This is a genomic window from Novosphingobium sp. AP12, assembly GCF_000281975.1.
Lineage (GTDB): Bacteria > Pseudomonadota > Alphaproteobacteria > Sphingomonadales > Sphingomonadaceae > Novosphingobium.
This window is the reverse complement of sequence record NZ_AKKE01000028.1, coordinates 38,094-60,060: the sequence shown is the minus strand read 5'-3', so window position 1 is coordinate 60,060 and position 21,967 is coordinate 38,094. Positions and strand designations below refer to the sequence as shown.

Genomic DNA, 21,967 nt, shown 5'->3' with positions numbered 1-21,967 from the left:
CGGGGTCGATGCCGTCTGCTTGAAGGAAATACCAGTTGTATCATAGACTTACCGCCGTCGCTGTGCTCGCTCTCACCGCGAATCCCGCACTGGCCCGTGACGACACCGAAGCGTACCCGAACGACACCGAGAGCGACATGGGCGGCGGAAACGGCGCCGCGGACCGCATCGTCGTCACAGCGCTTCGCACCCCCGTCGCCGCGACCCGCGTCTCTTCGACTGTCACCGTGCTCGACGAGCCGGCGATCGTCGCGCTCCAGCCGGTCGCAGTGACCGACGCGCTGCTGCGCACGCCGGGCATCAGCTTGTCGCGCAACGGCGGCTACGGCACCACCACCTCGCTGCGCATCCGCGGCGCCGACGCCGGGCAGAGCGTCATGGTGATCGACGGCATGCGCCTGTCCGACCCTTCGTCCACCGCGGGCGGCTACGGCTTCTCCAATCTGCTGCTCGACGACATCGACCGGATCGAGATCCTGCGCGGTCCGCAGTCGATCCTGTGGGGCAGCGACGCGATCGGCGGCGTCGTCAACGTGCGCACCCGCCGCCCGACCGAGCCGCTCGAAGGCAGCGTCGCGGTGGAGGCCGGCACCCACGACACCGTCTCCGCCCGCGCCGGGGTGGGGGGCACGTCCGAGGCGATCGACTGGCGCCTCGCCGCCTCGCGCTTCACCACCGACGGTATCTCGGCCCGCTCGAACGGCACGGAGGCCGACGGCTACACCCGCACCGGCGCCAGCGGCACGGTCACGGTGCGCGTCGCGCCGGGCGTCAGCCTCGACCTGCGCGGCTACTGGTCGAAGTCCAACAACGACTTCGACGGCACCAGCGGCGACACCCTTGCCTATGGCCTGACGAAGGAATGGTCGGGCTATGCGGGGCTCAACTTCGCGCTGCTCGGCGGCAAGCTGGTCAACCGCGTGGCGTTCCTCCAGGGCGAGACCGACCGCGCCAACTATGATCCGGCCCGCAAGATTCGCCAGATCAGCTTCGACGCCCACGGCCGGGTCCGCCGCTACGAATATCAGGGCACCTACATCGCGTCCGATAGGATCCAGGCCGTGTTCGGGGCCGAGCGCGAGGAACAGCGGATGACCACCGCCTCGCCCGGCAACAACACCGTGCCCTACTTGCTGACGCCGACCAGCGTCGACACCAACAGCGTCTACGGCGAACTGCGCGTCACGCCCGTCACCGGCCTCACCGTCAACGGCGGCGCGCGCTATTCCGACCAGTCGCGCTTCGGGAGCAACACCGTGCTGAGCGCGGGCGCGGTCTACACCCCCAACGCGGGCGCCACGGTCCTGCGCGCCAGCTACTCGGAAGGCTACAAGGCCCCCTCGCTCTACCAGCTGTTCAGCATCTACGGCGTCGCCGAGCTTTCGCCCGAAAAGGCGAAGGGCTGGGAAGTCGCTGCCGAGCAGAACTTCGGAGAGGCGCTGCACCTCGGCGCGACCTGGTTCCAGCGCGATACCGACAACCTGATCGACTTCGCCTATTGCCCGACCTCAGGCGCGCAGCCCGCCATCTGCTATATCCCCGGCACCACGACCACGCGCTTCGGCTACTACGCCAACGTCAAGGCGGCCAAGGCGCGCGGGCTCGAGCTCTCCGCCTCGGGCAAGCTGGGCGTGCTGTTCGCGAACGGCAACTACAGCTGGATCGAGGCCGAGGACCGCACCCCCGGTGCCACCTATGGCCGCCAGCTCCAGCGCGTGCCGCGTCACCTCGCCAATGCGGAGGCCGGGATCGAGCTGCCAAAGGGGCTTCGCGCCAGCGTCGCGGCGCGCTACTCGGGGACAAGCTTCAACGCCGCCACCGGCACCGCCAAGCTCGACGACTACTGGCTGCTCGACCTGCGCGCGCAGTGGCAGGTTACGGACGGCCTGATCGTGCAGGCCCGCGCCGAGAACCTCACCGACAAGGACTACGAGACGGTTGCCGGCTACGGCACGCTGGGCCGCACCGTGACCTTCGGCATAAGGAGCCGCTTCTGATGCTCGAACCTGTCGCGCCCGGCCCTTCGGTCGTCGTCTGCAATACCTGCAAGCTCAGCGTGGAAGCGCGCGAGGACGACCAGGGCCGGCGCGGCGGGGCCTTGCTGGAACAGGCCATGCGCGAAGTGCAGGCCGCCGATCCGAAGCTGCAGGGGGTGGCTATCCAGGTCATGCCCTGCCTCTTCGCCTGCACCCGTTCCTGCACCGTCCACATCCGCGCGCCAGGCAAGGTCGGCTACGTGCTGGGCGACTTCGTGCCGGGCGAAGATGCCGCCCGCGCCATCCTCGAATATGCCGCCGCCCACGCCGCCAGCGAGGAGGGCCGCGTGCCGTTCCGCGAATGGCCGCAGGGCGTGAAGGGCCACTTCATCACCCGCACTCCGCCCGAAGGCTTCGTCTGCACATGATCCGCTTCGATGATCCCGCCGCCTTCGCTGCCGCGCTCGCCGCCCTGCCCGGGCCCGACGCCGCCAGCCGGGACGCCGCCTGGCACCGCCAGTCGCGGCTCACCAAGCCCGCCGGTTCGCTTGGGCGGCTGGAGGACATCGCGCTGTTCATGGCCGGATGGCAGGGCACCGGGCGCCCGCGCGCAGACCGGGTGCAGGCGGTCGTCTTCGCCGGCAACCACGGTGTCGCCGCGCAGGGGGTGAGCGCCTATCCCCCCGAAGTGACCGCGCAGATGGTCGCCAATTTCGAGGCCGGCGGCGCCGCGATCAACGCACTCACCCGCGCCTGCGGGGCGGAACTCTCGGTCGTCGCGCTCGATCTCGACCGCCCCACCGGCGACATCACCCGCGAGCCCGCGATGAGCGCGGCCGATTGCCTCGACGCTCTGAACACGGGCGCCGCCTCGCTGAAGGCGGGCACCCAGCTCCTCCTTGTCGGCGAGATGGGCATCGGCAACACCACGCCGGCCGCTGCCCTGTGCGCGCAGGAACTCGGCGGCGAGGCCGGCGCATGGGTCGGGCGCGGGACCGGGCTCGATGATAGGGGTCTTGCCCGCAAGGCGGCGGCGGTGGAAGCCGCGCTTGCGCTCCATGGCGCGGCCTGCACCGACGCCTTCGAGACCCTGCGCCGCCTCGGCGGGCGCGAGATCGCGGCGATGGCCGGCGCCATCCTCGCCGCCCGCCTCGCCCGCGTGCCGGTCCTGCTCGACGGCTTCATCGCTTCCGCCGCGATCCTGCCGCTGGCGCGGGACAATCCCGCCTTCACCGACCACTGCATCGCCGCGCACCGCTCCGCCGAGGCAGGCCACGGCCGGCTTCTCGAAGCGCTCGGCCTCGAACCGCTGCTGCGCCTCGGCCTCAGGCTCGGCGAAGCCAGCGGCGCCGCGCTTGCCGTGCCGATCGTGCAGGCCGCGCTCGCCGCGCACAACGAGATGGCGACGTTCGAGGAAGCGGCGGTGGCGGGAGCGCGATGAGCGGCTTCCTCGTCCACCTCATGCGCCACGGCGCGCCGGCGGTGCCCGGCCTGCTGCTCGGCCATCGCGACGATGCGCCGCTGCCCTCCGGCACCGCGCGCTGCGTGGACGGGGCGCTAGGCCTGGACTTCGCCCAGGTCGTCTCCTCCGACCTCGTCCGCGCGCTGGACCCGGCCATGGAGGTCGCCGAGGCGCGCAGGCTCCCCCACACCGTCGACCCGCGCTGGCGCGAACTCGATTTCGGCGCCTGGACCGGCCTCGCGCCGTCTCAGGTCGACCCCGCCGCCCACGCCCGCTTCTGGGACGACCCCGAAACCCACGCCCCGCCGGGCGGCGAGCGCTGGTCGCAGCTGCGCGGACGGGTGGGACAGGCGCTGTCGGCGCTGGACGGGCCAAGCCTCGTCGTCACCCATGCGGGCGCGATGCGGGCGGCGCTGTCGGTGTTGTTCCACATGGAACATCGGCAGGTCTGGGCCTTCGACCTTCCCTATTCCTGCGTGCTCTCGCTCCGCGTCTGGCCGGGCGAGGCCGCGCAGATCGTGGGACTGAAGGCGTGAAGCACCTCATTCTGGCCCTGCAGTTCCTCACTCGCCTCCCGCTCCCGCAGGTCGAGGCCGACCGCGAGGACTTCGCCGCCGCCATGCGCTGGTTTCCGGCGGCGGGACTGGCGGTGGGCATTGCGGTGGCCCTCCCATGGTGGCTCCTACAAATGCGCGACCCGTGGCTCGGCGCGCTGGCGGGCCTCACCGGCTGGGTGGCCATCACCGGAGCCCTCCACCTCGACGGCCTCGGCGACGTGGCCGACGGCGCGGGCGCGGCGCACGGCGGGCGCGAGCGACTGTCGGCGGTCATGGCCGACCCGCACGTCGGCAGCTTCGCGGTGGTGGTGATCGTGCTGCAGCTGATCGCCAAGCTGGTGCTGCTCCACGCGCTGCCCGCCGCGCACGTAGCCGCGCTGGTCGCGGTGCCCGTCCTTGCCCGCATCGCCCCGATCGCCTGGACGCTGTACCTGCCGCCTCTGCACGAGGGGCTCGGCGCCCGCTTCCGCTCCGGCGTGAGACCCATCCACCTCGCGCTCTGGAGCGTCATCGCCATCATCGCCTCCGCCACTCTGGCGCCGCCGCTGCTGGTGCTGTTCGTTGCCGTGCCGCTGTGGGGCTGGTGGCTGCGCAGCCGGCTCGGCGGGATTTCGGGCGACGGGCACGGCGCCGGGATCGAGCTGGTCGAGACCGTGCTGCTGGCCGCGCTGGTGCTGCTGCCATGACCTCGGCCTTCCTCCACCACGGCGGCCGCCTGGCCGAAGCCGCGCGCAGGTTCGGCGGCGAGCCGGGGGACTGGCTCGACCTCTCGACAGGCCTCAACCCCGTGCCCTGGCCCCTCGACAGGGCCCCCGCCACCGACTGGACCGCGCTGCCCGACCCCGACGCCCTCGCCGCGCTGGAAGCCGAGGCCGCGCGCCACTTCGGCGCCGACGCGGCGCTCACTTGCGCCGTGCCCGGCAGCGAGACGGCGCTGCGCCTGCTCGCCGGGATGCTGGACCGCCCCGGCCGCGCGCTCGTCCCCGCCTACCGCACCCATGCCGAGGCTTTCGCCCGGTCCCGCCCGATCGCCTTCGCGCAGGTCCCGCAGGACGGCGAAGTCGTCGTCCTCGCCAACCCGAACAACCCCGACGGCCTGCTGCGCGCGCCGGGCGATATCCTGGGTTGGCACGCCCGGATCGCCGCCGCCGGAGGCTGGCTCATCGCCGACGAAGCCTTCGCCGACTGCCACCCCGACGCCAGCGTCGCCGCCGAGGTCCGCCCCGGAGCGAGGCTCATCGTGCTGCGCTCGTTCGGCAAGTTCTTCGGCCTCGCGGGCCTGCGCCTCGGTTTCGTGATCGCGCCGCCGACCCTCGCCGCGCGCCTGCGCCTCCTGCTGGGAAGCTGGCCCGTCCACGCCGCCGCGCTGGCGATCGGCCGCGCCGCCTATGCCGACGCCGAATGGACCGCGCGCACCCGTGCCGACCTCCCCCGCCGCGCCGCCGCGCTCGACGCCGTGCTCGAACGCAGCGGCCTCACCCCGCAAGGCGCCTGCCCGCTATTCCGCTACCTGACCGGCTGCGACGCGCAGGCCCTGTTCGCCCTGCTCGCCGAGGCCCGCATCCTCACCCGCCCCTTCGCCGAGCGTCCCGACACCCTGCGCCTTGGCGTCCCCACCGACCCCGCAGCGCTGGACCGCCTGAGCCGTGCGCTCCGCCATGGCTGAGCCGATCGCCGCCGCCGCTCTCGCCATCGAGGCCCTGCTCGGCTGGCCCGCGCGACTCCATGCCGTGACCGGGCACCCGGTCGGCCTCTTTGCGAGGTTCATCGGCGCTGCCGACCGCCGCCTGAACCGCCGGGAATGGCCCGATCACCGCCGCCGCCTCGCCGGGCTGGCCGCGATGGCCCTGCTCATCGTCCTGACCGCCGCAGCCGCCGCGCTGGTCGAGGCCCTCGTTCGCGCGCTGGCGGGCGCCTGGGCCTGGCCGGTCCTCGCCCTGCTCGCATGGCCCGCCATGGCCGCGCGCAGCCTCGACGATCATGTCCGCCCGATCCGCGCCGCACTGAATGCAGGCGACCTCCCCGCCGCCCGCCGAGCCGTGGGCATGATCGTCGGGCGCGACACGCAGCGTCTCGACGCGCCCGGCGTCACCCGCGCCGCCATCGAGAGCCTGGCCGAAAGCTTCTGCGACGGCGTCGTCGCGCCGCTGTTCTGGCTGCTCGTGCTCGGCTTGCCGGGCGTATGGGTACTGAAAGCGATCAACACCGCCGACAGCATGATCGGCCACCGCGAGGAGCCCTACGGCCCCTACGGCTGGGCCGCCGCGCGCATCGACGACCTTGCCATGCTGATCCCCGCGCGCCTGTCCGGCGTCCTGTTGTGCCTTGCCGGAAGCGGCGGCTGGCGCACGATGGCGCGCGACCACGCCGCCCACGCCTCGCCCAACGCCGGCTGGCCCGAAGCGGCGATGGCGGGCGTGCTGGGCGTCCGGCTCGCGGGGCCGATCGCCTACGACGGCGTGCTTGCGGACAAGCCGTGGATCGGGAAGGAGGGCCGGGACGTACAGGCCGCCGACCTCGGCCGCGCCCTCACCGTCTACCGGCGCGCCTGCGTCATTCTGGGAGCGATCGCGCTGATGGGAGCAGCTTCATGGCCGGGCTGATGCTGCAGGGAACCGGCTCGGACGTCGGCAAGTCGGTGCTGGTCGCCGGGCTCTGCCGCGCCGCCGCCAACCGGGGCCTGCGCGTGCTGCCGTTCAAGCCGCAGAACATGTCGAACAACGCCGCCGTCACGCCCGAGGGCGGCGAGATTGGCCGCGCGCAGGCGCTGCAGGCGTTGGCTGCAAGGGCTCCGCTCCATGTCGACATGAACCCGGTGCTGCTGAAACCGCAGGCCGACCGCACCTCGCAGCTGATCGTCCACGGACAGGTGCGCGGCACGCTGGGCGCCGCCAATTTCCGCGAGGCGCGCCGCCCGCTGCTCGGCGAAGTGCTGGCCAGCTATCGCCGCCTCGAAGCGCGCTGCGACCTCGTGATCGTGGAGGGCGCGGGCTCACCCGCGGAGATCAACTTGCGGGCCGGCGACATCGCCAACATGGGCTTCGCGCGCGAGGCCCATGTGCCCGTCGTGCTGGCCGGCGACATCGACCGGGGCGGGGTGATCGCCGCCGTCGTCGGCACCCGCGCGGTGATCGATCGAGAGGACGCGGCGATGATAAAAGGCTTCCTCATCAACAAGTTCCGGGGCGAACCTGCCCTCTTCACCGATGGCTATGAAGCGATCGAGCGGCTCTCGGGCTGGCGCGGGTTCGGCGTGCTGCCGTGGGTGCCCGAGGTCGCGCAGCTGCCGAGCGAGGACGCGGTAGTGCTCGAACGCGGGCTGGGCGCCAGGCCGGGCAAGCTGCTCGTCGCCTGCCCGATCCTGCCGCGCATCGCCAATTTCGACGACCTCGACCCACTGCGGCAGGAGCCGGGCGCCGAAGTCGCCATGATCCCGCCCGGAAGCCCGATCCCGTCTAGTGCCGCGCTGATCGTGCTGCCGGGCTCGAAGGCGACGATCGCCGACCTCGCCTTCCTGCGCGCGCAGGGCTGGGACATCGACGTGCTCGCCCACCACCGGCGTGGCGGCGCGGTGCTCGGCATCTGCGGCGGCTACCAGATGCTCGGCCGCACGATCGCCGACCCCTTGGGGATCGAGGGACCGCCGAGCGAGGTCGCCGGGCTAGGCCTGCTCGACGTGACCACCGTGCTGGGCAACCGCAAGGCCCTGGCGCAGGTCGAGGGGAGCGCGCTCGGCGGCCGTTTCACGGGCTACGAAATGCACATGGGCGTGACGCAGGGGCCCGATACCGCGCGGGCCTTTGCCCGCCTCGACATCGGCCGCGACGATGGCGCCACCAGCCGCGACGGCCTCGTGCTCGGCACCTACTGCCACGGCTTGCTGGCGAAACCCCCCTTTCGCGGCGCGCTGCTGGAGCGGATCGGCAGCGCCTCGGACGGTGTGGACCACGACGCGCGCGTGGATACCGCGCTCGACGCGCTGGCGGCGGCGATGGAGGAGCATCTGGATATCGACGGCCTCCTGGCTCTCGCAGGGATAGGCGCATGACCTCGCTGTTCGTCCTCGGCGGCGCGCGCTCGGGCAAGAGCCGTTATGCGCAGGCCCGCGTGGAGGCGCATCCGGGCGCCCTCGCCTATATCGCCACCGCGCAGGCGTTCGACGACGAGATGACCCACCGCATCGCCCGCCACCAGGACGACCGCGGGTCGCGCTGGACGACGCTGGAGGAACCCCTCGACCTCGCCGCCGCGATCGAGCGCGCGGGAGCCGAGGCCGGCGCGATCCTCGTCGACTGCCTGACGCTGTGGCTCTCGAACCTGATGCTGGCGGAAATGCCGCTGGACGACCCCGTCGCCGCGCTGGGCCAGGCGATCCGCCGCTGCCCGGTGCCCCTCGTCCTCGTCTCGAACGAGGTGGGCCTGAGCATAGTCCCCGAAAACCCCCTCGCCCGCGCCTTCCGCGACGAAGCCGGGCGGCTCAACCAGACGGTCGCCGCGCTGGTGGACGAGGTGCAGTTCGTCGCGGCGGGTCTGCCACTCAAGCTGAAGTGACGCTCGGAATCCGAGCCTGAAGCTCACAAAAGAGAGAAATGGTGCACCCGACTGGATTCGAACCAGTGGCCTACGCCTTCGGAGGGCGTCACTCTATCCAGCTGAGCTACGGGTGCAACGACAGGGCGGTTAGCAGAGGGCGGCGGGGGTTTCCAGCGGCAATTTGAGCGTCTTACGACACCCTTACCGTCATGGCTTGCCAGTTCCCTGTATGTTCTTATTATGGGTGCCATGGCCGAAGCCGATTCTCTCCCCCTGCTGCGCACCGCTTCCGACGTTTCGCGCGGAATCTGTCGCCTGTTCGCCCGCAACGGCATCTGGTGCATGCCCGAAATGCCGCTGCGCTGCGGGCGGCGCGCCGATCTCATGGGGATCGACGCGAAGGGCCATGTCATCATCGTCGAGATCAAGGTCTCGCGCGCGGATCTGCTGGGTGACGGCAAGTGGCCCGACTACCTCGACTACTGCGACCGCTTCTACTGGGGCCTCTCCCCCGCGCTCGACCGCGCCCCGCTGGAGACGGCGGCGTTCCTGCCAGAGCGCTGCGGCGTGATCGTGGCCGACGGCTACGACGCCGAAATCCTGCGCCCCGCGCCGCTGCACCAGCTCGCCGCCGCCCGCCGCAAGGTGGAAACCGAGCGGCTCGCACGCGCCTCGCTGCGGCGGCTGGTGACGCTGGGTGATCCGCACACCGCGCAATGGGGCTCCGAGGTCTGACCCCTGCGAAGGCAGGACGCGCAATTTTCTTGCTTTTCGCTGCAACGCACCCTATGTGGCAACTCAGCAACCGGCGCGCGGGGATTTTCCCGCCGCAATCCGTGAGCAGCGTGAGGTCATGGCGCCAGCCGCCAGGACCGGCCCGGACGAACGATTGCCACCACTCAAGCTTCCTTCCTCACGCAGGGTCGCCCGTAACGACACCTTGCCGTGCGCGCGCTCTTCTTCGAAAGCCTCGTCTTTTCGGAAGCTGTGCGCCCCCGTGCACTTTTGAAAGTGACTTGATGTCCTATTTCCACGAACTTGGCCTTGCCGAGCCCATTCTCCGCGCGCTCCAGGTCAAGGGCTACACCGATCCCTCGCCGATCCAGCGCCAGGCCATTCCGGCCCTGCTCGAAGGCCGCGACCTGCTCGGCATCGCGCAGACCGGCACCGGCAAGACCGCCGCGTTCTCGCTGCCTTCGCTGCACCGCCTCGCCCAGGATCCCAAGCCGCGCCAGAACGCCGGCTGCCGCATGCTCGTGCTCTCGCCCACGCGTGAGCTGGCTGCGCAGATCGCCGACAACATGCGCGGTTATGCGAAGTTCCTGAACCTCACCATCCAGTGCATCTTCGGCGGCGTGCCGGTAGGCAAGCAGGCCCGTGCGCTCGAGCGCGGCGTCGACATCCTCGTCGCCACTCCCGGCCGCCTGCTCGACCTCATCGACCAGCGCGCGCTGACCCTCAAGCACGTCGAGATCTTCGTGCTCGACGAAGCCGACCAGATGATGGACCTCGGCTTCATCGTGCCGCTCAAGCGCGTCGCCAACATGCTGCCCGCCGGCCGCCAGAGCCTGTTCTTCTCGGCCACCATGCCGCAGGCGATCGCGGACCTCGGCCGCCAGTTCATCAACAACCCGGTCAAGGTCGAGGTCGCCCCGCAGTCGACCACCGCCGAGCGTGTCGAGCAGTTCGCCACCTCGATCAACCAGGCCGAGAAGCAGGCGCTGCTGACCCTCAGCCTGCGCGCCGGCCTCGCCGATGACGCCGCCGAGAACGCCACCCACGGCGCGATCGACCGCGCGCTGGTGTTCAGCCGCACCAAGCACGGCGCCGACCGCATCGTGCGCCACCTCGTCGCCGCCGGCATCCCGGCCGCCGCGATCCACGGCAACAAGAGCCAGGCCCAGCGCACCGCCGCGCTCGGCGGCTTCCGCCAGGGCGCCATCCGCGTCCTCGTCGCCACCGACATCGCGGCGCGCGGCATCGACGTCTCGGGCGTCAGCCACGTCTACAACTACGAGATCCCGAACGTCGCCGAGCAGTACGTCCACCGCATCGGCCGCACCGCGCGCGCCGGCGCCACCGGCGTCGCCATCAGCTACGTCGCGCCGGACGAGAAGCCCTATATCCGCGACATCGAGCGCCTGACCCGCATCAAGCTCGAGCCGCTGGCCCTGCCCGAGGACTTCCAGAACCAGGCGGCCCGCCTGCCCGCCCCCGCCCGTCCCGCCCCGGCCCAGCCGCAGGGTAGCGGTCGCGGCCAGGGCGGTGGTCGCAGCGGCGGCCAGGGTGGCCGTGGCGGCCAGCGCAGCGACCGTCCCCAGGGCGATCGCCAGGCTGCCGGCGGCGAGGAAGGCGAGCGCAAGCGCCGCTTCCGTCCGCGCGGCCCCAAGGGTCTCGGCGCGCACAAGGGCGCGGTTCGCCGCGCCGGTTGAGGCACTTCTGGTAGGGTAGTCCCGGGGCCAACGCCCCGGACTCCGTTGCCGCCGTCATTGGGCACGCAGCCATGCTGCGCGCCCATTTCGTTTTCAGCTCCCGACATACCGTCATCCCAGCGAAGGCCGGGATCGCCGCGAACCCTCGAGGCGATAGCTTTCCGACAGCCAGCGTTCGCCTTGAAGCGGCTCGGCCTTGCCGGCGGTCCCAGCCTTCGCTGGGACGAGGGGTGAGCACCGCCCCGCCGACATATCTTCCCTTTTCTCTTCCCCTGCCGCCCGACAAAGCCTAGTCCGGCGCCCATGGCGCTCGACGCTCCCCTCACGGCAATCATCGCTTCCGCCGCCGCCATGACGGCCATCGTCGGCGTGCGGTATCTGGTGACTTCGGGCCTGTTCGCCTGGATCACCGGGCGGGTGAGGCCCGGCCATTACGACGGCCTCGACAGCCAGATCCGGCGCGAGATCCTATGGTCGCTGCTCTCGGCGGCGATCTACGGGATTCCGGCCGGCGTGGTCGCCTGGGGCTGGCAGGCGCATGGCTGGACCCGCATCTACACCGATGTCCGTGCCCAGCCGCTGTGTTGGCTGCCGGTCTCGGTGCTCGTCTACCTCCTGCTCCACGACACCTGGTTCTACTGGACCCACCGATGGATGCACCGCCCGCGCGTGTTCAAGCTCGCCCATGCCGTGCACCATGCCAGCCGCCCGCCGACGGCGTGGGCGGCGATGAGCTTCCATCCGCTCGAGGCGCTGACGGGCGCAGTGGTAGTCCCGGCGCTCGTGTTCTTCGTGCCGATCCACGTCGGCGCGCTGGGCGCGGTGCTCACGATCATGACCGTCATGGGCATCACCAATCACATGGGCTGGGAGATGTTTCCCCGCCCGCTGGTGCAATCGCGCATCGGCCGCTGGCTGATAACGGCCAGCCACCACCACCGGCACCACGAAAGCTATCGATGCAACTACGGGCTCTACTTTCGCCACTGGGATCACCTGTGCGGCACGGACCGGGGGCTCTCGGACGGACTGGCGCAGGACGCCTCGCCACGTGCGGTGCCGCGCTGATGACGGCGGCGGTTCTCACCGCGACCGGCGTCCCGCCGACCTTGGTACAGGTGACGGTGACGGAACTGCGGTCGGACAAGGGCCAGGTCCTCGCCTGCCTGACCACGCGCGCCGACGCCTTTCCCGACTGCGACAAGGACCCGCTCGCCCGCAAGCTGACCGTCCCCGCCGCCGCCGAGGTCCACCTCGACTTCGGGGCCGTACCGGCGGGGCGATATGCCGTCTCGGTCATCCATGACGAGAACGGCAACGGCAAGCTCGACACCCGGCTGGGAATCCCGCGCGAGGGCTACGGGTTCTCACGCGATGCTGCGGTTCGCATGGGACCGCCGAAGTTCGAGCACGCCGCCGTGGACGTGGCGGGCGAGACTGTTCGCCTGGCGATCCGGATGCGATATCTTCTCTGACCGGGCTTGCCCCTGAGCCACGCGCCCCCTAGCCTCGAAACGTGGATGGGAAAGAGGATGCGATAGAGCACGCCGTCGAAAAGGCGGTGGAAGTGACGACGGCGGGGCTGGTCGCCCGCCCTCGCGGCAGCACGTTCTCGCCGTTCCGCTACCCCGTGTTCCGCGCGATCTGGACCGCCAACCTGTTCTCCAACCTCGGCTCGACGCTGCAGGGTGTGGGCGCGGCATGGCTGATGACCGAGCTGACGACCTCGCACCAGCTGGTCGCGCTGGTGCAGGCTTCGGCGACGGTGCCGATCATGCTGCTGGGTGTCTTCGCGGGCGCCATCGCCGACAACTACGACCGCAGGCAGGTCATGCTGGTGGCGCAGGTGGGCATGCTGGTGGTCTCCGCCGCGCTGGCCGCGCTCGCCTACGCGCACCTGCTCACGCCGTTCCTGCTGCTCGCCTTCACGCTGAGCGTGGGCATCGGCACCGCGCTCAATTCGCCCGCGTGGCAGGCCTCGGTGCGCCAGCAGGTCGAGCCGCGCGAGATACCGCAGGCGATCGCGCTCAATTCGATCTCTTTCAACATCGCGCGCTCGATAGGCCCTGCGCTGGGCGGTCTGCTGATGTCGATCTGGGACGTCTCGTTCGCCTTCGCGATCAACGCGATCAGCTATGTCGGCCTGATCGGCGTCCTGCTCTGGTGGAAGCCCGAGGCGCGGCCGGTGCAGGTGGACCGGCGGCCGATCCTGCCCGCCGTGGCCGTGGGCATCCGCTACTGCGCGACCAACGGCCCGCTGCGCCGCCTGCTCATCCGCGGCTTCGCGCTGGGCTTCAGCCTTGCCGCCTACCAATCGCTGCTCCCGGCCGTGGTCAGCGGCAACATCCACGGCGACGAGCTGGATTTCGGGCTGATGCTCGGCCTGTTCGGCATCGGCTCGATCACCTCCGCGCCGTTCACCGGCACGATCCGCCGCAAGATCGGGCTCGAGGGTATCCTCGCGCTGGGGGCGGCGATGTTCGTCTTCTCGCTGTCGCTGATCGCGGAGGTGCACGACATCCGCTTCGCCCTGCCCGCCGCCTTCGTGTCCGGCATGGCCTGGGTGATGATCCTGACCACGCTGAACACCGCCGTCCAGCTGCGTTCGCCCGATGCGATCCTGGGTCGTTGCCTGTCGATCTACCAGGCGGCGACGTTCGGCGGCATGGCGCTGGGATCGTGGGTATGGGGCGCCGTTGCCGACTGGCAGAGCCTGTCCTTCGCGCTCCACGCCGGGTCGATCTTCCTCATCGTGTCCTTCGTGGCTCTGCGGATCGTCGCCCCGCTGCCCAGGCCCGGCGAGGGCGTGATCCGGCACGATTGAACGATCGCGGGCTACCCGATGGGCCGGGCTTAAAGGTTAATTCACCATGTGCGGCCAGAACGGGCATCCAACAGGGGTGAGTCGGGATTTCGGCATGGACAGTTTGCACGGTCAGTTTTCCGACCAGGACGGTGCCGGGACGAGTCCCGGCGACGCGGACCTGCCGGACATGGGCGGCGGCTCCACCGCGCCGGTGGCCGGCAACGACGAGCGCCGCATGCAGGTGCGGGCCTACAATTTCTGGGCCGGCATGCTCGGCACCCGCGCCTTCCCCGACATCGCCGACCTGACCCCCGAAACCCTCCCCGACTTCGGTCCCCGCAGCGTCCTGCTCGACTTCACCGGAGGCATCGAAACCCCCTCGATCACCCACCTCGGCTCGCTGCTGGCGCAGGAATGCGCGGCTGACGGCCCGATCCACGGCATCCGGGACGTGCCGAGCCGGTCGCTGCTCTCGCGCATCACCGACCACTACATGCAGATCCTCGCCAACGAGGCGCCGATCGGGTTCGAGGCCGAATTCGTCAACGCCCTGGGCGTTACGATCCTCTACCGCGGCATCCTGCTGCCCTTCTCGCGGGGGGACTCAGGCCGGATCGACTACATCTACGGCGTCATCAACTGGAAGGAACGCGCCGGCCCGCTGGGCGACGAGCCCCCCGTTCCCGCCGATGCGCCGGAGAAGGACACCCGCCCGGCCATGCTGCGCGGGCTGGAGCCGCTGACCGAATGGGCGGACGGCCCCGCCGACCTCGGCCTGTCGATGCCCCTCAACAGTTACTCTCCCATCGAACTGCCGCGCCCCGGCTTCGCGATGGACGAGGAGCCCACCTCGTTCGAACCGCGCGACCTCGGCCTTGCCGACTGGCTGGCATCCGCGCGCGAACTGGCGCAGGTCGCCCACGGCTGCGAGGAACGCTCGCACCAGGCGCTCTACGATGCGATCGGGCGCGCCTACGACTTCGCGCTGGCCGCCGCCGACGCGCCGGAAGACCTCGCGGAGCTGCTGGAAGACGCCGGGATCAAGGGGCAGGAGCGCGCCCCGCTGCTGCCGCTGGTCAAGCTCGTGTTCGGCGCCGACTACGACAAGACCCGCCTCACCGAATTTGCCGCCGTCATCGCCCACGGTCGCCGCCTCGACCTCGCCAGCGGCATGCTCGCCGCGCATCTCGGCGCCGTGCCCGGCGGTCTCAAGGCACTGGTCCGCGAGGAACGCCGCCTGCGCCGCGAGGAAGAAGGCAAGGTCGCTACCCCTTCGACGGCCCGCGAACGCCTCGCCAGCGGCCTGCGCGCCATGGAGACCCGGCCGCTTGCCGCGCTCGCCCGCGACGGCGAGGAATTCACCGTGCTCGTCGCCCGCCGCCTGGATAGCGGCGAAGTGGTGGTGCTGGGCGAAGCGGGCGGCGACGAAGCCCTGCTCCAGCGCGCCGCCAAGCACCTGCTGGGCTGAGACGTCGGCAGACGATAGCTGACAACGGCCGTCATCCCGGCAAAGGCTGGGATGACGGAGATTTTTCATCGCACCGCCGCGTCTCGACTTCGCTCGACACGAGCGGGGATGGTGTGCTTTGGTCCCCGAAGCGTCTGGTCCGGCTTCATCGCCGGTTAAGCCCGCCGGCCCCCAAGAGGAACGATGCCGAAGCTGCGATTTCCCGCAACTCTCCTCGCCCTGCTGGCGCTCGTCGGCATGTCGGCCGTCCCCGCGAGCGCGCAGTCGATCCTGCGCGACGCCGAGACCGAAGCGCTGCTCAAGGACATGGCGGCGCCGCTGGTCAAGGCTTCCGGGCTTGGCGCGGGCAACGTCGACATCGTGCTGGTCAACGATTCGTCGGTGAACGCCTTCGTGGCGGGTGGGCAGGCGGTCTACGTCAACTCCGGCCTGATCGACGAGGCCGACACCGCCGCCGAAGTGCAGGGCGTGATCGCCCACGAACTCGGCCACGTCACCGGCGGCCATGCCGTGCTGAACCTGGGCGGCCAGAGCGCGACCAACATCTCGCTGCTCTCGCTGCTGCTGGGCGCTGCGGCCGCTGCGGCTGGCGGCGGCGAGGCGGCGATGGGCGTCATCATGGCGGGCCAGCAGGCGGCCATGGGCAAGTACCTGGCCTATAACCGCTCGCAGGAAGCCTCTGCCGACGCGGCGGGCGCGCAGTATCTCTCCAGCGCCGGGATCAGTGGACGCGGCTCGGTCGAATTCTTCAAGAAGCTGCAGAACCTCGAGTTCCGCTACGGCTACCGGCCCCAGGACGGCGACGAGTTCTATTCCAGCCACCCGCTCACCGCGGACCGCATCGCCACGCTCCAGGACACTTACGAGAAGGACCCGGCCTGGACCAAGCCGGACGATCCGCTGATCCAGAAGCGCTTCCTGCGCGCCAAGGCCAAGCTCTACGGCTTCCTCGCCGCCCCGCGCGACGTGCTGCGCAAGTATCCCCTGACCGACAATTCGGTGCCCGCCCGCTACGCGCGCGCCTATGCCTATCACCGCGAGTCGCAGTTCGACCTCGCCCGCAAGGAAACCGAAGCATTGATCGCGGCCGATCCCGACGACCCTTATTTCCTCGAACTCGACGGCCAGATTCTGCTCGAGGCGGGCAAGGCGGCCGAGGCGATGATGCCGCTGCGCAAAGCGACCGAGCTTTCGGGCAACACGCCGCTGATCGCCACGCTGTTCGGCCACGCTCTCATCGCCACCGAGGACCCCGCGAACTTCCGCGAGGCGCAGGAAGTGCTCAGAACCGCCGTCGCGCGGGACCGCGAGAACCCCTTCGCCTGGTACCAGCTGGGCGTGATCTACGCCGCCAACGGCGACATGCCGCGCGCCTATCTCGCCAGTGCCGAGCAGCAGGTTATGTCTGGCCGCATGGACGACGCGCTGCGCAGCGCCCAGGCGGCCGAGGCGGGGCTCAAGGAAGGTACGCCAGACTGGCTGCGCGCGCAGGACATCGAGATGCAGGCCCGCGCCGAACTGGAACGGGACAAGAAGCGCCGCTAAGGGCGCTTCTCCCGCACGTATGAAACCGACAGGAATATGATGGGCAACGCCTCGAAGTTCACAATGATCGCCGGAGCCCTCTTGCTGGTGGGCGCCGGGGGCTGGTACGGGGGGCGCATCGCGGTGGAGCACGTCGTTCACGACTACATCCTCGATCACCCGGAAATCCTGCCGCAGGCGATGGAGAACTTGCAGAAACGCCAGGCCACGCAGGCGCTCTCCGGCGTGCGCCAGAACGTCGAGACGCCGTTCCCCGGCGCCGTGCTCGGCAATCCGAACGGCAAGGTCACCCTGGTCGAGTTCACCGACTTCGCCTGCGGTTACTGCCGCCAGAGCCTGGGCGACGTGCAGGGCCTCATCGCCAAGAACCCGGACCTGCGCATCGTCGTGCGCGAACTGCCGATCATCAGCCCGCACAGCCCCGACGCCGCCAAGATGGCGCTCGCCGCCGCCGAGCAGGGCAAGTACCCGCAGTTCCACGACGCCATGTTCGCCGCCGGCCAGGTCGACACGCCGACCATCGAGGCGGTGGCGCAGAAAGTCGGCCTCGACATGGACAGGGCCCGCCGCATCGCCGCCAGCCCGACCGTCGAGGCGGAACTCTCCCGCAACCTCGAGATCGCGCAGCGCCTCGGCTTCTCGGGCACGCCCAGCTGGATCGCCGGCGAGCGCCTGATCGCGGGCGCGGTCGGCATCGACCAGCTCTCGGAAGCGGTGAACGCCGCCCGGGGGCGTTGATGCGGACAGGGATGCAGGCGTCGATGCGGATAACGCGTGAACTCGGGTTCTTGCGGATTTCAGCTTTCGTGGAACATCGGCTAGGCTGATCCGATGAGCGTCCTGCCCATCCAGCCGATCCCCTTCTTCGCCAACAAGGACAAGGCGTTCTGGCGCCTCCAGGTCATCGGCTGGGGCGGGGCCATGATCCTGCGCACGATGTCGGCGCTGGCCAACGACCTGCCACTGGCCTCGCTGGTGCTGGTGCTGATCGCGACGATCACCGGCTTCTCGATCTCGCTGGTGCTCTCGGTGATCTTCCGCACGCTCATCACCAAGCGGGCGCTCGTCACCTGGGGCCTGACCGTGCTGATCCTGCCCTTCGCGGTGGGCCTGCATGCCTTCATCGACGCCTGGGTGATCTCGCTCTGGCGGACCGAGGGCGACGCCAGCTTCACCCAGCTGTTCCTCGGCGTGTTCTACCTCGATGCAACGCTGCTGGGGGCGTGGACCGCGCTCTACTACATGGTCAACTTCTACCTCCAGGTGGAGGAGCAGAACGACCAACTGATCCGGCTGGAGAACCAGGCGACCAGCGCCCAGCTCGCCATGCTGCGCTACCAGCTCAACCCGCACTTCCTGTTCAACACGCTGAACTCGATCTCGACACTGGTGCTGCTCAAGCAGACCGAGCCGGCGAACGCGATGCTTTCGCGCCTGTCCTCGTTCCTGCGCTACACGCTGGTGAACAAGCCCTCCGCGCGCGTCACCGTGGCGCAGGAAGTGGAGACGCTGCAGCTCTACCTCGACATCGAGCGCATGCGCTTCGAGGAACGGCTGCGCACCACCTTCGACATCGATCCCGCCACCGAGACCGCGCTGCTGCCCTCGCTGCTGCTCCAGCCGCTGGTCGAGAACGCGATCAAATATGCGGTCAGCCAGCAGGAGGCGGGGGCAGAGATCACCGTTTCGTCGCAACTCGTCGGGCCGATGCTTCGCATCACCGTCTCGGACACCGGGCCGGGCTTGCAAAGCCCCACGACCGACAACAGGTTGTCGGGCATGACCTACGATGGAGGGGAGCCGGTATCGACCGGCGTGGGACTGGCCAACATCCGCGACCGCCTGTCGCAGGCCTACGGCGAGCAGCATCGCTTCGAGACGGTAGAGCCGCTCGAGGGCGGTTTTGCCGTCGTCATCGAAATTCCCGTCGACCGCCGCGAAACCTCCGAGGACATGAACGAGCCCATGCGTCAGCCCGTTTCGGCTGCACGATGAAACAATTTTGGTCCGCGCGCGTTTGCCGGTCCGGAGAAAACAACAGATGACCATCCGCACGATCCTTGTCGACGACGAGAAACTCGCCATCCAGGGGCTGCAACTGCGGCTCGAAAAGTACCCTGATGTCGAGATCATCGACACTTGCGCCAACGGCCGCGAGGCGATCCGCAAGATCAAGACCGAAAAGCCCGACCTCGTCTTCCTCGACATCCAGATGCCCGGTTTCGACGGCTTCTCGGTGGTCAAGGGCGTGATGGAGATCGAGCCGCCGCTGTTCGTCTTCGTCACCGCCTACCAGGAACACGCCGTCCGCGCCTTCGAGGCGAACGCGGTGAATTACCTGATGAAGCCCGTGGACGAGAGCAAGCTGGACGACACCCTCGCCCGCGTGCGCCAGCGCCTCTCGGAAAAGCGCTCGTCCGAGGAAGCCGAAAAGCTCAAGACCGTGCTCGCCGAAGTCGCCCCCGACGCGGTCGACCACATGCCCGAGGACAGCGATCCGGGCGCGGACCGCTACGAAAAGCTGATCAACATCAAGGATCGCGGCCAGATCTTCCGCATCGACGTCGATTCGATTGAGCACATCGAAGCCGCCGGCGACTACATGTGCATCCGCACCGCCGACAACTCGCTGATCCTGCGCGAAACGATGAAGGACCTCGAGCGCCGCCTCGACCCGCGCGTGTTCCAGCGCGTCCACCGCTCCACCATCGTCAACCTCAACCAGGTCCGCCAGGTGAAGCCGCATACCAACGGCGAATGCTTCCTCGTGCTCGATTCGGGCGCGCAGGTGAAGGTGAGCCGCTCGTACCGCGACGTGATCGCGCGCTTCGTTCACTGATATAGCGGGACGCAGGGGCCATCACCCCTGCTCCCTCCACTCAACGTCGTCCCAGCGAAAGCTGGGACCGCTTGCAACGCCGCGCGGCCTTTCGGCGGAGCTGTCGGCAAGACATCGCGTCGAGAGTACCTAGCGGTCCCAGCCTTCGCGGGAACGACGGGCTGTCGGAGGCCATCAAATTGCCCTGACCCCGAAATGAGCGGGCCAACGACGCCGCGCGCAGCGACGACATAAAAGGGCTCTGGGGTGATGGGGCCAGGTCTTCCCCTCCCCCAAAGCTGCTCCCCCTCGACAACGCAACCTGAACGCGCAAAAGACGCGCCATGACATCGTTCTCGATCCCCGGTTTCGACCTCGCCGCCTTCGTCGACGCAACGCTGGCCGAGGATCTCGGCGTGGGCCTCCCGGGCGGCGGCCGCGACGTCACGTCCGAAAGCGTGATCGAGGCGGACGCCCGGTTTTCGGGCGTGATGGACTCGCGCGATGCGATCACCGTGGCCGGCCTGCCGATCGCGGCTGCCTTCTTCCGCAATCTCGACCCGGCAATGGATATCGAAATCCTCGTCGAGGAAGGCGCGCAGGTCCAGCCCGGCACCAACCTCATGCAACTGACCGGCAATGCCCGCGCCATGCTGACGGCGGAGCGCAGCGCGCTCAACACCGTCCAGCACCTCTCCGGCATCGCCACCATGACACGCGAATACGTCGACGCCATGCAGGCTCACGCGACCCTGCTGGACACGCGCAAGACCATCCCCGGCCTGCGCCACCTCGAAAAGTACGCGACGCGCCAGGGCGGTGCGAAAAACCACCGCATGGGCCTGTGGGACGCGGCGATGATCAAGGACAACCACGTCCTCGTCGCCGGCGGCGTCGGCCCGGCTGTCGCCCGCGCGAAGGCCGCAGGCGTGGCTCAGATCATCTGCGAGGTCGACCACCTCGCCCAGATCGAACCCGCCATCGCGGCGGGCGCCCACCACCTGCTGCTCGACAACATGGGCCCGGACATGCTGCGGGAGGCCGTGGCCATCGTCGCCGGTCGCGTCCCGACCGAAGCCTCAGGCGGCGTCAACCTCAAGACCATCGGCGCCATCGCCGCCACCGGCGTCTCGTATGTCTCGGTCGGCCGCCTGACCCAGAGCGCCCCCGCCGCCGACATCGGACTGGACTTCACGCCGCTGTGAGGAGCGCCGGGGCGCTGATCGCGGCGATGGCGAGCGTCCTGCCCGTCCCGGCACTCGCGCAGGCCTATCAATGCTCCATGCCGCCCAGGGTCGCTGCCGTGGCCCCTGTCACGCCCGACGGTCCTGCACGTCGGACGCCGATCGCCGGCTATACCCTCGCGGCGAGTTGGTCGCCCGACTACTGCAAGACCAGCGGCGACACGCGTTCGATGCAGTGCGCCAAGGCCAACGGGCGATTCGGCTTCGTGCTGCATGGTCTATGGCCCGAATCGGCGCGCGGCCCCGCGCCGCAGTGGTGCGCGGCGGCACCTCTCCCTCCGCCGCAACTGTTGCGCCAGCACTTGTGCATGACCCCCTCGCCCTCGCTGCTGGCGCACGAGTGGGCCAAGCACGGCAGCTGCATGGTAAAGACGCCCGAGACCTATTTCCGCGTCAGCGCGATCCTGTGGCGCTCGCTCGGGTGGCCCGACGCCGACCGGCTGTCCCGTAAGCGGGACCTGACCGCCGGCATGCTGCGCGACCAGTTCCTGGCAACGAACCCCGGCTGGCCCCGCGCCGCCGTCGGCATCGGCGCGAGCGACAACGGCTGGTTGCGAGAAGTGCGGCTATGCTACCGCAAGGACTTCCGCCCCGGCCGCTGCCCCGCGCGGCAGTTCGGCCTGCCCGATTCGGCGCCGCTGAAGATCTGGCGCGGGCTCTAGCGCCGCTCGCGGAAAAATCGCCGCAGCATTTCCGCCGATTCGGCCTCGCCTATGCCGGTGTAGACTTCGGGGCGGTGCAGGCACTGCGGATGCTCGAACACCCGCGCGCCGTGCTCCACCGCGCCGCCCTTGGGATCGGATGCCCCGTAGTAGAGCCGCGCGATGCGGGCGTGGGCGATGGCCCCGGCGCACATCGCGCAGGGCTCCAGCGTGACCCACAGCTCGCAGCCTTCGAGGCGTTCGTTGCCCAGCACCCGCGCCGCGGCGCGAATCGCCTCGATCTCGGCGTGGCTGGTGGGGTCGTGCCGTTCGCGAGGGCCGTTGCGGCCCGTCGCCAGCACGCTGCCGTCCTTCACCACCACCGCGCCGATGGGAACTTCGCCCAAATCAGCGGCTTCGCGGGCTTGCGCGAGAGCGAGAGCCATGTATTCGGGGAGCGGCCAACGAGTCATGGGTTTGCGCTA

22 protein-coding genes and 1 tRNA gene are annotated in these 21,967 nt (G+C 69.8%); 21 read left to right on the top strand and 2 right to left on the bottom strand.

What is annotated here, in order from left to right; translation table 11 throughout:
- Positions 1–35 precede the first annotated feature (35 nt).
- Genes PMI02_RS05915 through cobU form a run of 9 tightly spaced genes read left to right on the top strand, consistent with a single transcriptional unit; the run spans position 36 to position 8,546 of the window.
- Positions 36–1,997 (top strand): TonB-dependent siderophore receptor, encoded by a 1,962-nt coding sequence (locus PMI02_RS05915; RefSeq protein WP_007680113.1) that lies wholly within the window; start codon positions 36–38, stop codon positions 1,995–1,997.
- Positions 1,997–2,404, top strand: a complete 408-nt coding sequence (locus PMI02_RS05910; RefSeq protein ID WP_007680110.1) for a DUF1636 domain-containing protein — start codon at positions 1,997–1,999, stop codon at positions 2,402–2,404. Before PMI02_RS05915 ends, PMI02_RS05910 begins: the two co-directional genes overlap by 1 nt.
- Complete coding sequence (gene cobT / locus PMI02_RS05905) at positions 2,401–3,417, top strand: nicotinate-nucleotide--dimethylbenzimidazole phosphoribosyltransferase (protein ID WP_007680107.1); 1,017 nt, start codon at positions 2,401–2,403, stop codon at positions 3,415–3,417. Before PMI02_RS05910 ends, cobT begins: the two co-directional genes overlap by 4 nt.
- Positions 3,414–3,974, top strand: a complete 561-nt coding sequence (locus PMI02_RS05900; protein ID WP_007680105.1) for a histidine phosphatase family protein — start codon at positions 3,414–3,416, stop codon at positions 3,972–3,974. The genes cobT and PMI02_RS05900 overlap by 4 nt, the downstream gene beginning before the upstream one ends.
- Positions 3,971–4,681 (top strand): adenosylcobinamide-GDP ribazoletransferase, encoded by a 711-nt coding sequence (locus PMI02_RS05895; protein WP_007680104.1) that lies wholly within the window; start codon positions 3,971–3,973, stop codon positions 4,679–4,681. Before PMI02_RS05900 ends, PMI02_RS05895 begins: the two co-directional genes overlap by 4 nt.
- Positions 4,678–5,661, top strand: coding sequence for a threonine-phosphate decarboxylase CobD (gene cobD, locus PMI02_RS05890; RefSeq protein WP_007680103.1), 984 nt, complete (start codon positions 4,678–4,680; stop codon positions 5,659–5,661). The genes PMI02_RS05895 and cobD overlap by 4 nt, the downstream gene beginning before the upstream one ends.
- Complete coding sequence (cbiB, locus tag PMI02_RS05885; protein WP_007680102.1) at positions 5,654–6,598, top strand: adenosylcobinamide-phosphate synthase CbiB; 945 nt, start codon at positions 5,654–5,656, stop codon at positions 6,596–6,598. Before cobD ends, cbiB begins: the two co-directional genes overlap by 8 nt.
- Positions 6,586–8,043 carry a cobyric acid synthase gene (locus PMI02_RS05880; RefSeq protein WP_007680101.1) on the top strand — a complete coding sequence of 486 codons (1,458 nt, stop codon included), beginning with the start codon at positions 6,586–6,588 and terminating at the stop codon, positions 8,041–8,043. The genes cbiB and PMI02_RS05880 overlap by 13 nt, the downstream gene beginning before the upstream one ends.
- Positions 8,040–8,546 (top strand): bifunctional adenosylcobinamide kinase/adenosylcobinamide-phosphate guanylyltransferase, encoded by a 507-nt coding sequence (gene cobU, locus PMI02_RS05875; RefSeq protein ID WP_007680096.1) that lies wholly within the window; start codon positions 8,040–8,042, stop codon positions 8,544–8,546. Before PMI02_RS05880 ends, cobU begins: the two co-directional genes overlap by 4 nt.
- A gap of 39 nt (positions 8,547–8,585) precedes the next feature.
- Here cobU and PMI02_RS05870 read toward each other — a convergent pair.
- Positions 8,586–8,662, bottom strand: a tRNA-Arg gene (locus tag PMI02_RS05870).
- 115 nt (positions 8,663–8,777) lie between these two features.
- Between PMI02_RS05870 and PMI02_RS05865 the strand changes: the two genes are divergently transcribed.
- The 12 genes from PMI02_RS05865 (at position 8,778) to PMI02_RS05810 (ending at position 21,503) form a co-directional block, all read left to right on the top strand.
- Positions 8,778–9,263 (top strand): MmcB family DNA repair protein, encoded by a 486-nt coding sequence (locus PMI02_RS05865; protein ID WP_007680093.1) that lies wholly within the window; start codon positions 8,778–8,780, stop codon positions 9,261–9,263.
- Between the two features lie 284 nt (positions 9,264–9,547).
- The gene (locus PMI02_RS05860) at positions 9,548–10,960 is read left to right on the top strand and encodes a DEAD/DEAH box helicase (protein WP_007680090.1); all 1,413 of its coding nucleotides are present in this window, start codon (positions 9,548–9,550) and stop codon (positions 10,958–10,960) included.
- Between the two features lie 303 nt (positions 10,961–11,263).
- The gene (locus PMI02_RS05855) at positions 11,264–12,028 is read left to right on the top strand and encodes a sterol desaturase family protein (protein ID WP_007680088.1); all 765 of its coding nucleotides are present in this window, start codon (positions 11,264–11,266) and stop codon (positions 12,026–12,028) included.
- A complete protein-coding gene (locus tag PMI02_RS05850) occupies positions 12,028–12,435 on the top strand; it encodes a DUF2141 domain-containing protein (RefSeq protein ID WP_007680081.1) in 408 nt (135 codons plus the stop codon). The genes PMI02_RS05855 and PMI02_RS05850 overlap by 1 nt, the downstream gene beginning before the upstream one ends.
- Before the next feature lie 41 nt (positions 12,436–12,476).
- The gene (locus PMI02_RS05845) at positions 12,477–13,784 is read left to right on the top strand and encodes an MFS transporter (RefSeq protein WP_007680078.1); all 1,308 of its coding nucleotides are present in this window, start codon (positions 12,477–12,479) and stop codon (positions 13,782–13,784) included.
- A 94-nt stretch (positions 13,785–13,878) separates the two neighbouring features.
- Positions 13,879–15,234, top strand: a complete 1,356-nt coding sequence (locus PMI02_RS05840) for a hypothetical protein (RefSeq protein ID WP_036502487.1) — start codon at positions 13,879–13,881, stop codon at positions 15,232–15,234.
- Between the two features lie 183 nt (positions 15,235–15,417).
- Positions 15,418–16,779: a M48 family metalloprotease gene (locus tag PMI02_RS05835; protein ID WP_007680072.1), complete on the top strand. Its 1,362-nt coding sequence runs from the start codon at positions 15,418–15,420 to the stop codon at positions 16,777–16,779.
- A 36-nt stretch (positions 16,780–16,815) separates the two neighbouring features.
- Positions 16,816–17,517, top strand: coding sequence for a DsbA family protein (locus PMI02_RS05830; protein WP_238538995.1), 702 nt, complete (start codon positions 16,816–16,818; stop codon positions 17,515–17,517).
- Between the two features lie 93 nt (positions 17,518–17,610).
- A complete protein-coding gene (locus PMI02_RS05825; RefSeq protein ID WP_007680066.1) occupies positions 17,611–18,774 on the top strand; it encodes a sensor histidine kinase in 1,164 nt (387 codons plus the stop codon).
- 46 nt (positions 18,775–18,820) lie between these two features.
- Positions 18,821–19,618, top strand: a complete 798-nt coding sequence (locus tag PMI02_RS05820; RefSeq protein ID WP_007680063.1) for a LytTR family DNA-binding domain-containing protein — start codon at positions 18,821–18,823, stop codon at positions 19,616–19,618.
- A 323-nt stretch (positions 19,619–19,941) separates the two neighbouring features.
- The gene (nadC, locus tag PMI02_RS05815) at positions 19,942–20,802 is read left to right on the top strand and encodes a carboxylating nicotinate-nucleotide diphosphorylase (RefSeq protein ID WP_007680059.1); all 861 of its coding nucleotides are present in this window, start codon (positions 19,942–19,944) and stop codon (positions 20,800–20,802) included.
- Positions 20,799–21,503: a ribonuclease T gene (locus PMI02_RS05810; protein ID WP_007680056.1), complete on the top strand. Its 705-nt coding sequence runs from the start codon at positions 20,799–20,801 to the stop codon at positions 21,501–21,503. Before nadC ends, PMI02_RS05810 begins: the two co-directional genes overlap by 4 nt.
- Here the strand turns inward: PMI02_RS05810 and PMI02_RS05805 are convergent.
- Positions 21,500–21,955 (bottom strand): nucleoside deaminase, encoded by a 456-nt coding sequence (locus tag PMI02_RS05805; protein ID WP_007680054.1) that lies wholly within the window; start codon positions 21,953–21,955, stop codon positions 21,500–21,502. The two genes, PMI02_RS05810 and PMI02_RS05805, sit on opposite strands and share 4 nt — an antisense overlap.
- Between the last annotated feature and the right edge of the window lie 12 nt (positions 21,956–21,967).

Excerpts from the sequence above, each read along its gene's own strand:
- nadC (WP_007680059.1), top strand. The coding sequence starts at position 19,942 with ATGACATCGTTCTCGATCCCCGGTTTCGACCTCGCCGCCTTCGTCGAC.
- PMI02_RS05805 (WP_007680054.1), bottom strand. The coding sequence starts at position 21,955 with ATGACTCGTTGGCCGCTCCCCGAATACATGGCTCTCGCTCTCGCGCAA.
- PMI02_RS05825 (WP_007680066.1), top strand. The coding sequence starts at position 17,611 with ATGAGCGTCCTGCCCATCCAGCCGATCCCCTTCTTCGCCAACAAGGAC.
- PMI02_RS05860 (WP_007680090.1), top strand. The coding sequence starts at position 9,548 with ATGTCCTATTTCCACGAACTTGGCCTTGCCGAGCCCATTCTCCGCGCG.
- PMI02_RS05910 (WP_007680110.1), top strand. The coding sequence starts at position 1,997 with ATGCTCGAACCTGTCGCGCCCGGCCCTTCGGTCGTCGTCTGCAATACC.
- PMI02_RS05830 (WP_238538995.1), top strand. The coding sequence starts at position 16,816 with ATGATGGGCAACGCCTCGAAGTTCACAATGATCGCCGGAGCCCTCTTG.
- PMI02_RS05820 (WP_007680063.1), top strand. The coding sequence starts at position 18,821 with ATGACCATCCGCACGATCCTTGTCGACGACGAGAAACTCGCCATCCAG.
- PMI02_RS05880 (WP_007680101.1), top strand. The coding sequence starts at position 6,586 with ATGGCCGGGCTGATGCTGCAGGGAACCGGCTCGGACGTCGGCAAGTCG.
- PMI02_RS05900 (WP_007680105.1), top strand. The coding sequence starts at position 3,414 with ATGAGCGGCTTCCTCGTCCACCTCATGCGCCACGGCGCGCCGGCGGTG.
- PMI02_RS05835 (WP_007680072.1), top strand. The coding sequence starts at position 15,418 with ATGCCGAAGCTGCGATTTCCCGCAACTCTCCTCGCCCTGCTGGCGCTC.
- cobU (WP_007680096.1), top strand. The coding sequence starts at position 8,040 with ATGACCTCGCTGTTCGTCCTCGGCGGCGCGCGCTCGGGCAAGAGCCGT.
- PMI02_RS05865 (WP_007680093.1), top strand. The coding sequence starts at position 8,778 with ATGGCCGAAGCCGATTCTCTCCCCCTGCTGCGCACCGCTTCCGACGTT.
- cbiB (WP_007680102.1), top strand. The coding sequence starts at position 5,654 with ATGGCTGAGCCGATCGCCGCCGCCGCTCTCGCCATCGAGGCCCTGCTC.
- cobT (WP_007680107.1), top strand. The coding sequence starts at position 2,401 with ATGATCCGCTTCGATGATCCCGCCGCCTTCGCTGCCGCGCTCGCCGCC.
- PMI02_RS05850 (WP_007680081.1), top strand. The coding sequence starts at position 12,028 with ATGACGGCGGCGGTTCTCACCGCGACCGGCGTCCCGCCGACCTTGGTA.
- PMI02_RS05855 (WP_007680088.1), top strand. The coding sequence starts at position 11,264 with ATGGCGCTCGACGCTCCCCTCACGGCAATCATCGCTTCCGCCGCCGCC.
- cobD (WP_007680103.1), top strand. The coding sequence starts at position 4,678 with ATGACCTCGGCCTTCCTCCACCACGGCGGCCGCCTGGCCGAAGCCGCG.
- PMI02_RS05840 (WP_036502487.1), top strand. The coding sequence starts at position 13,879 with ATGGACAGTTTGCACGGTCAGTTTTCCGACCAGGACGGTGCCGGGACG.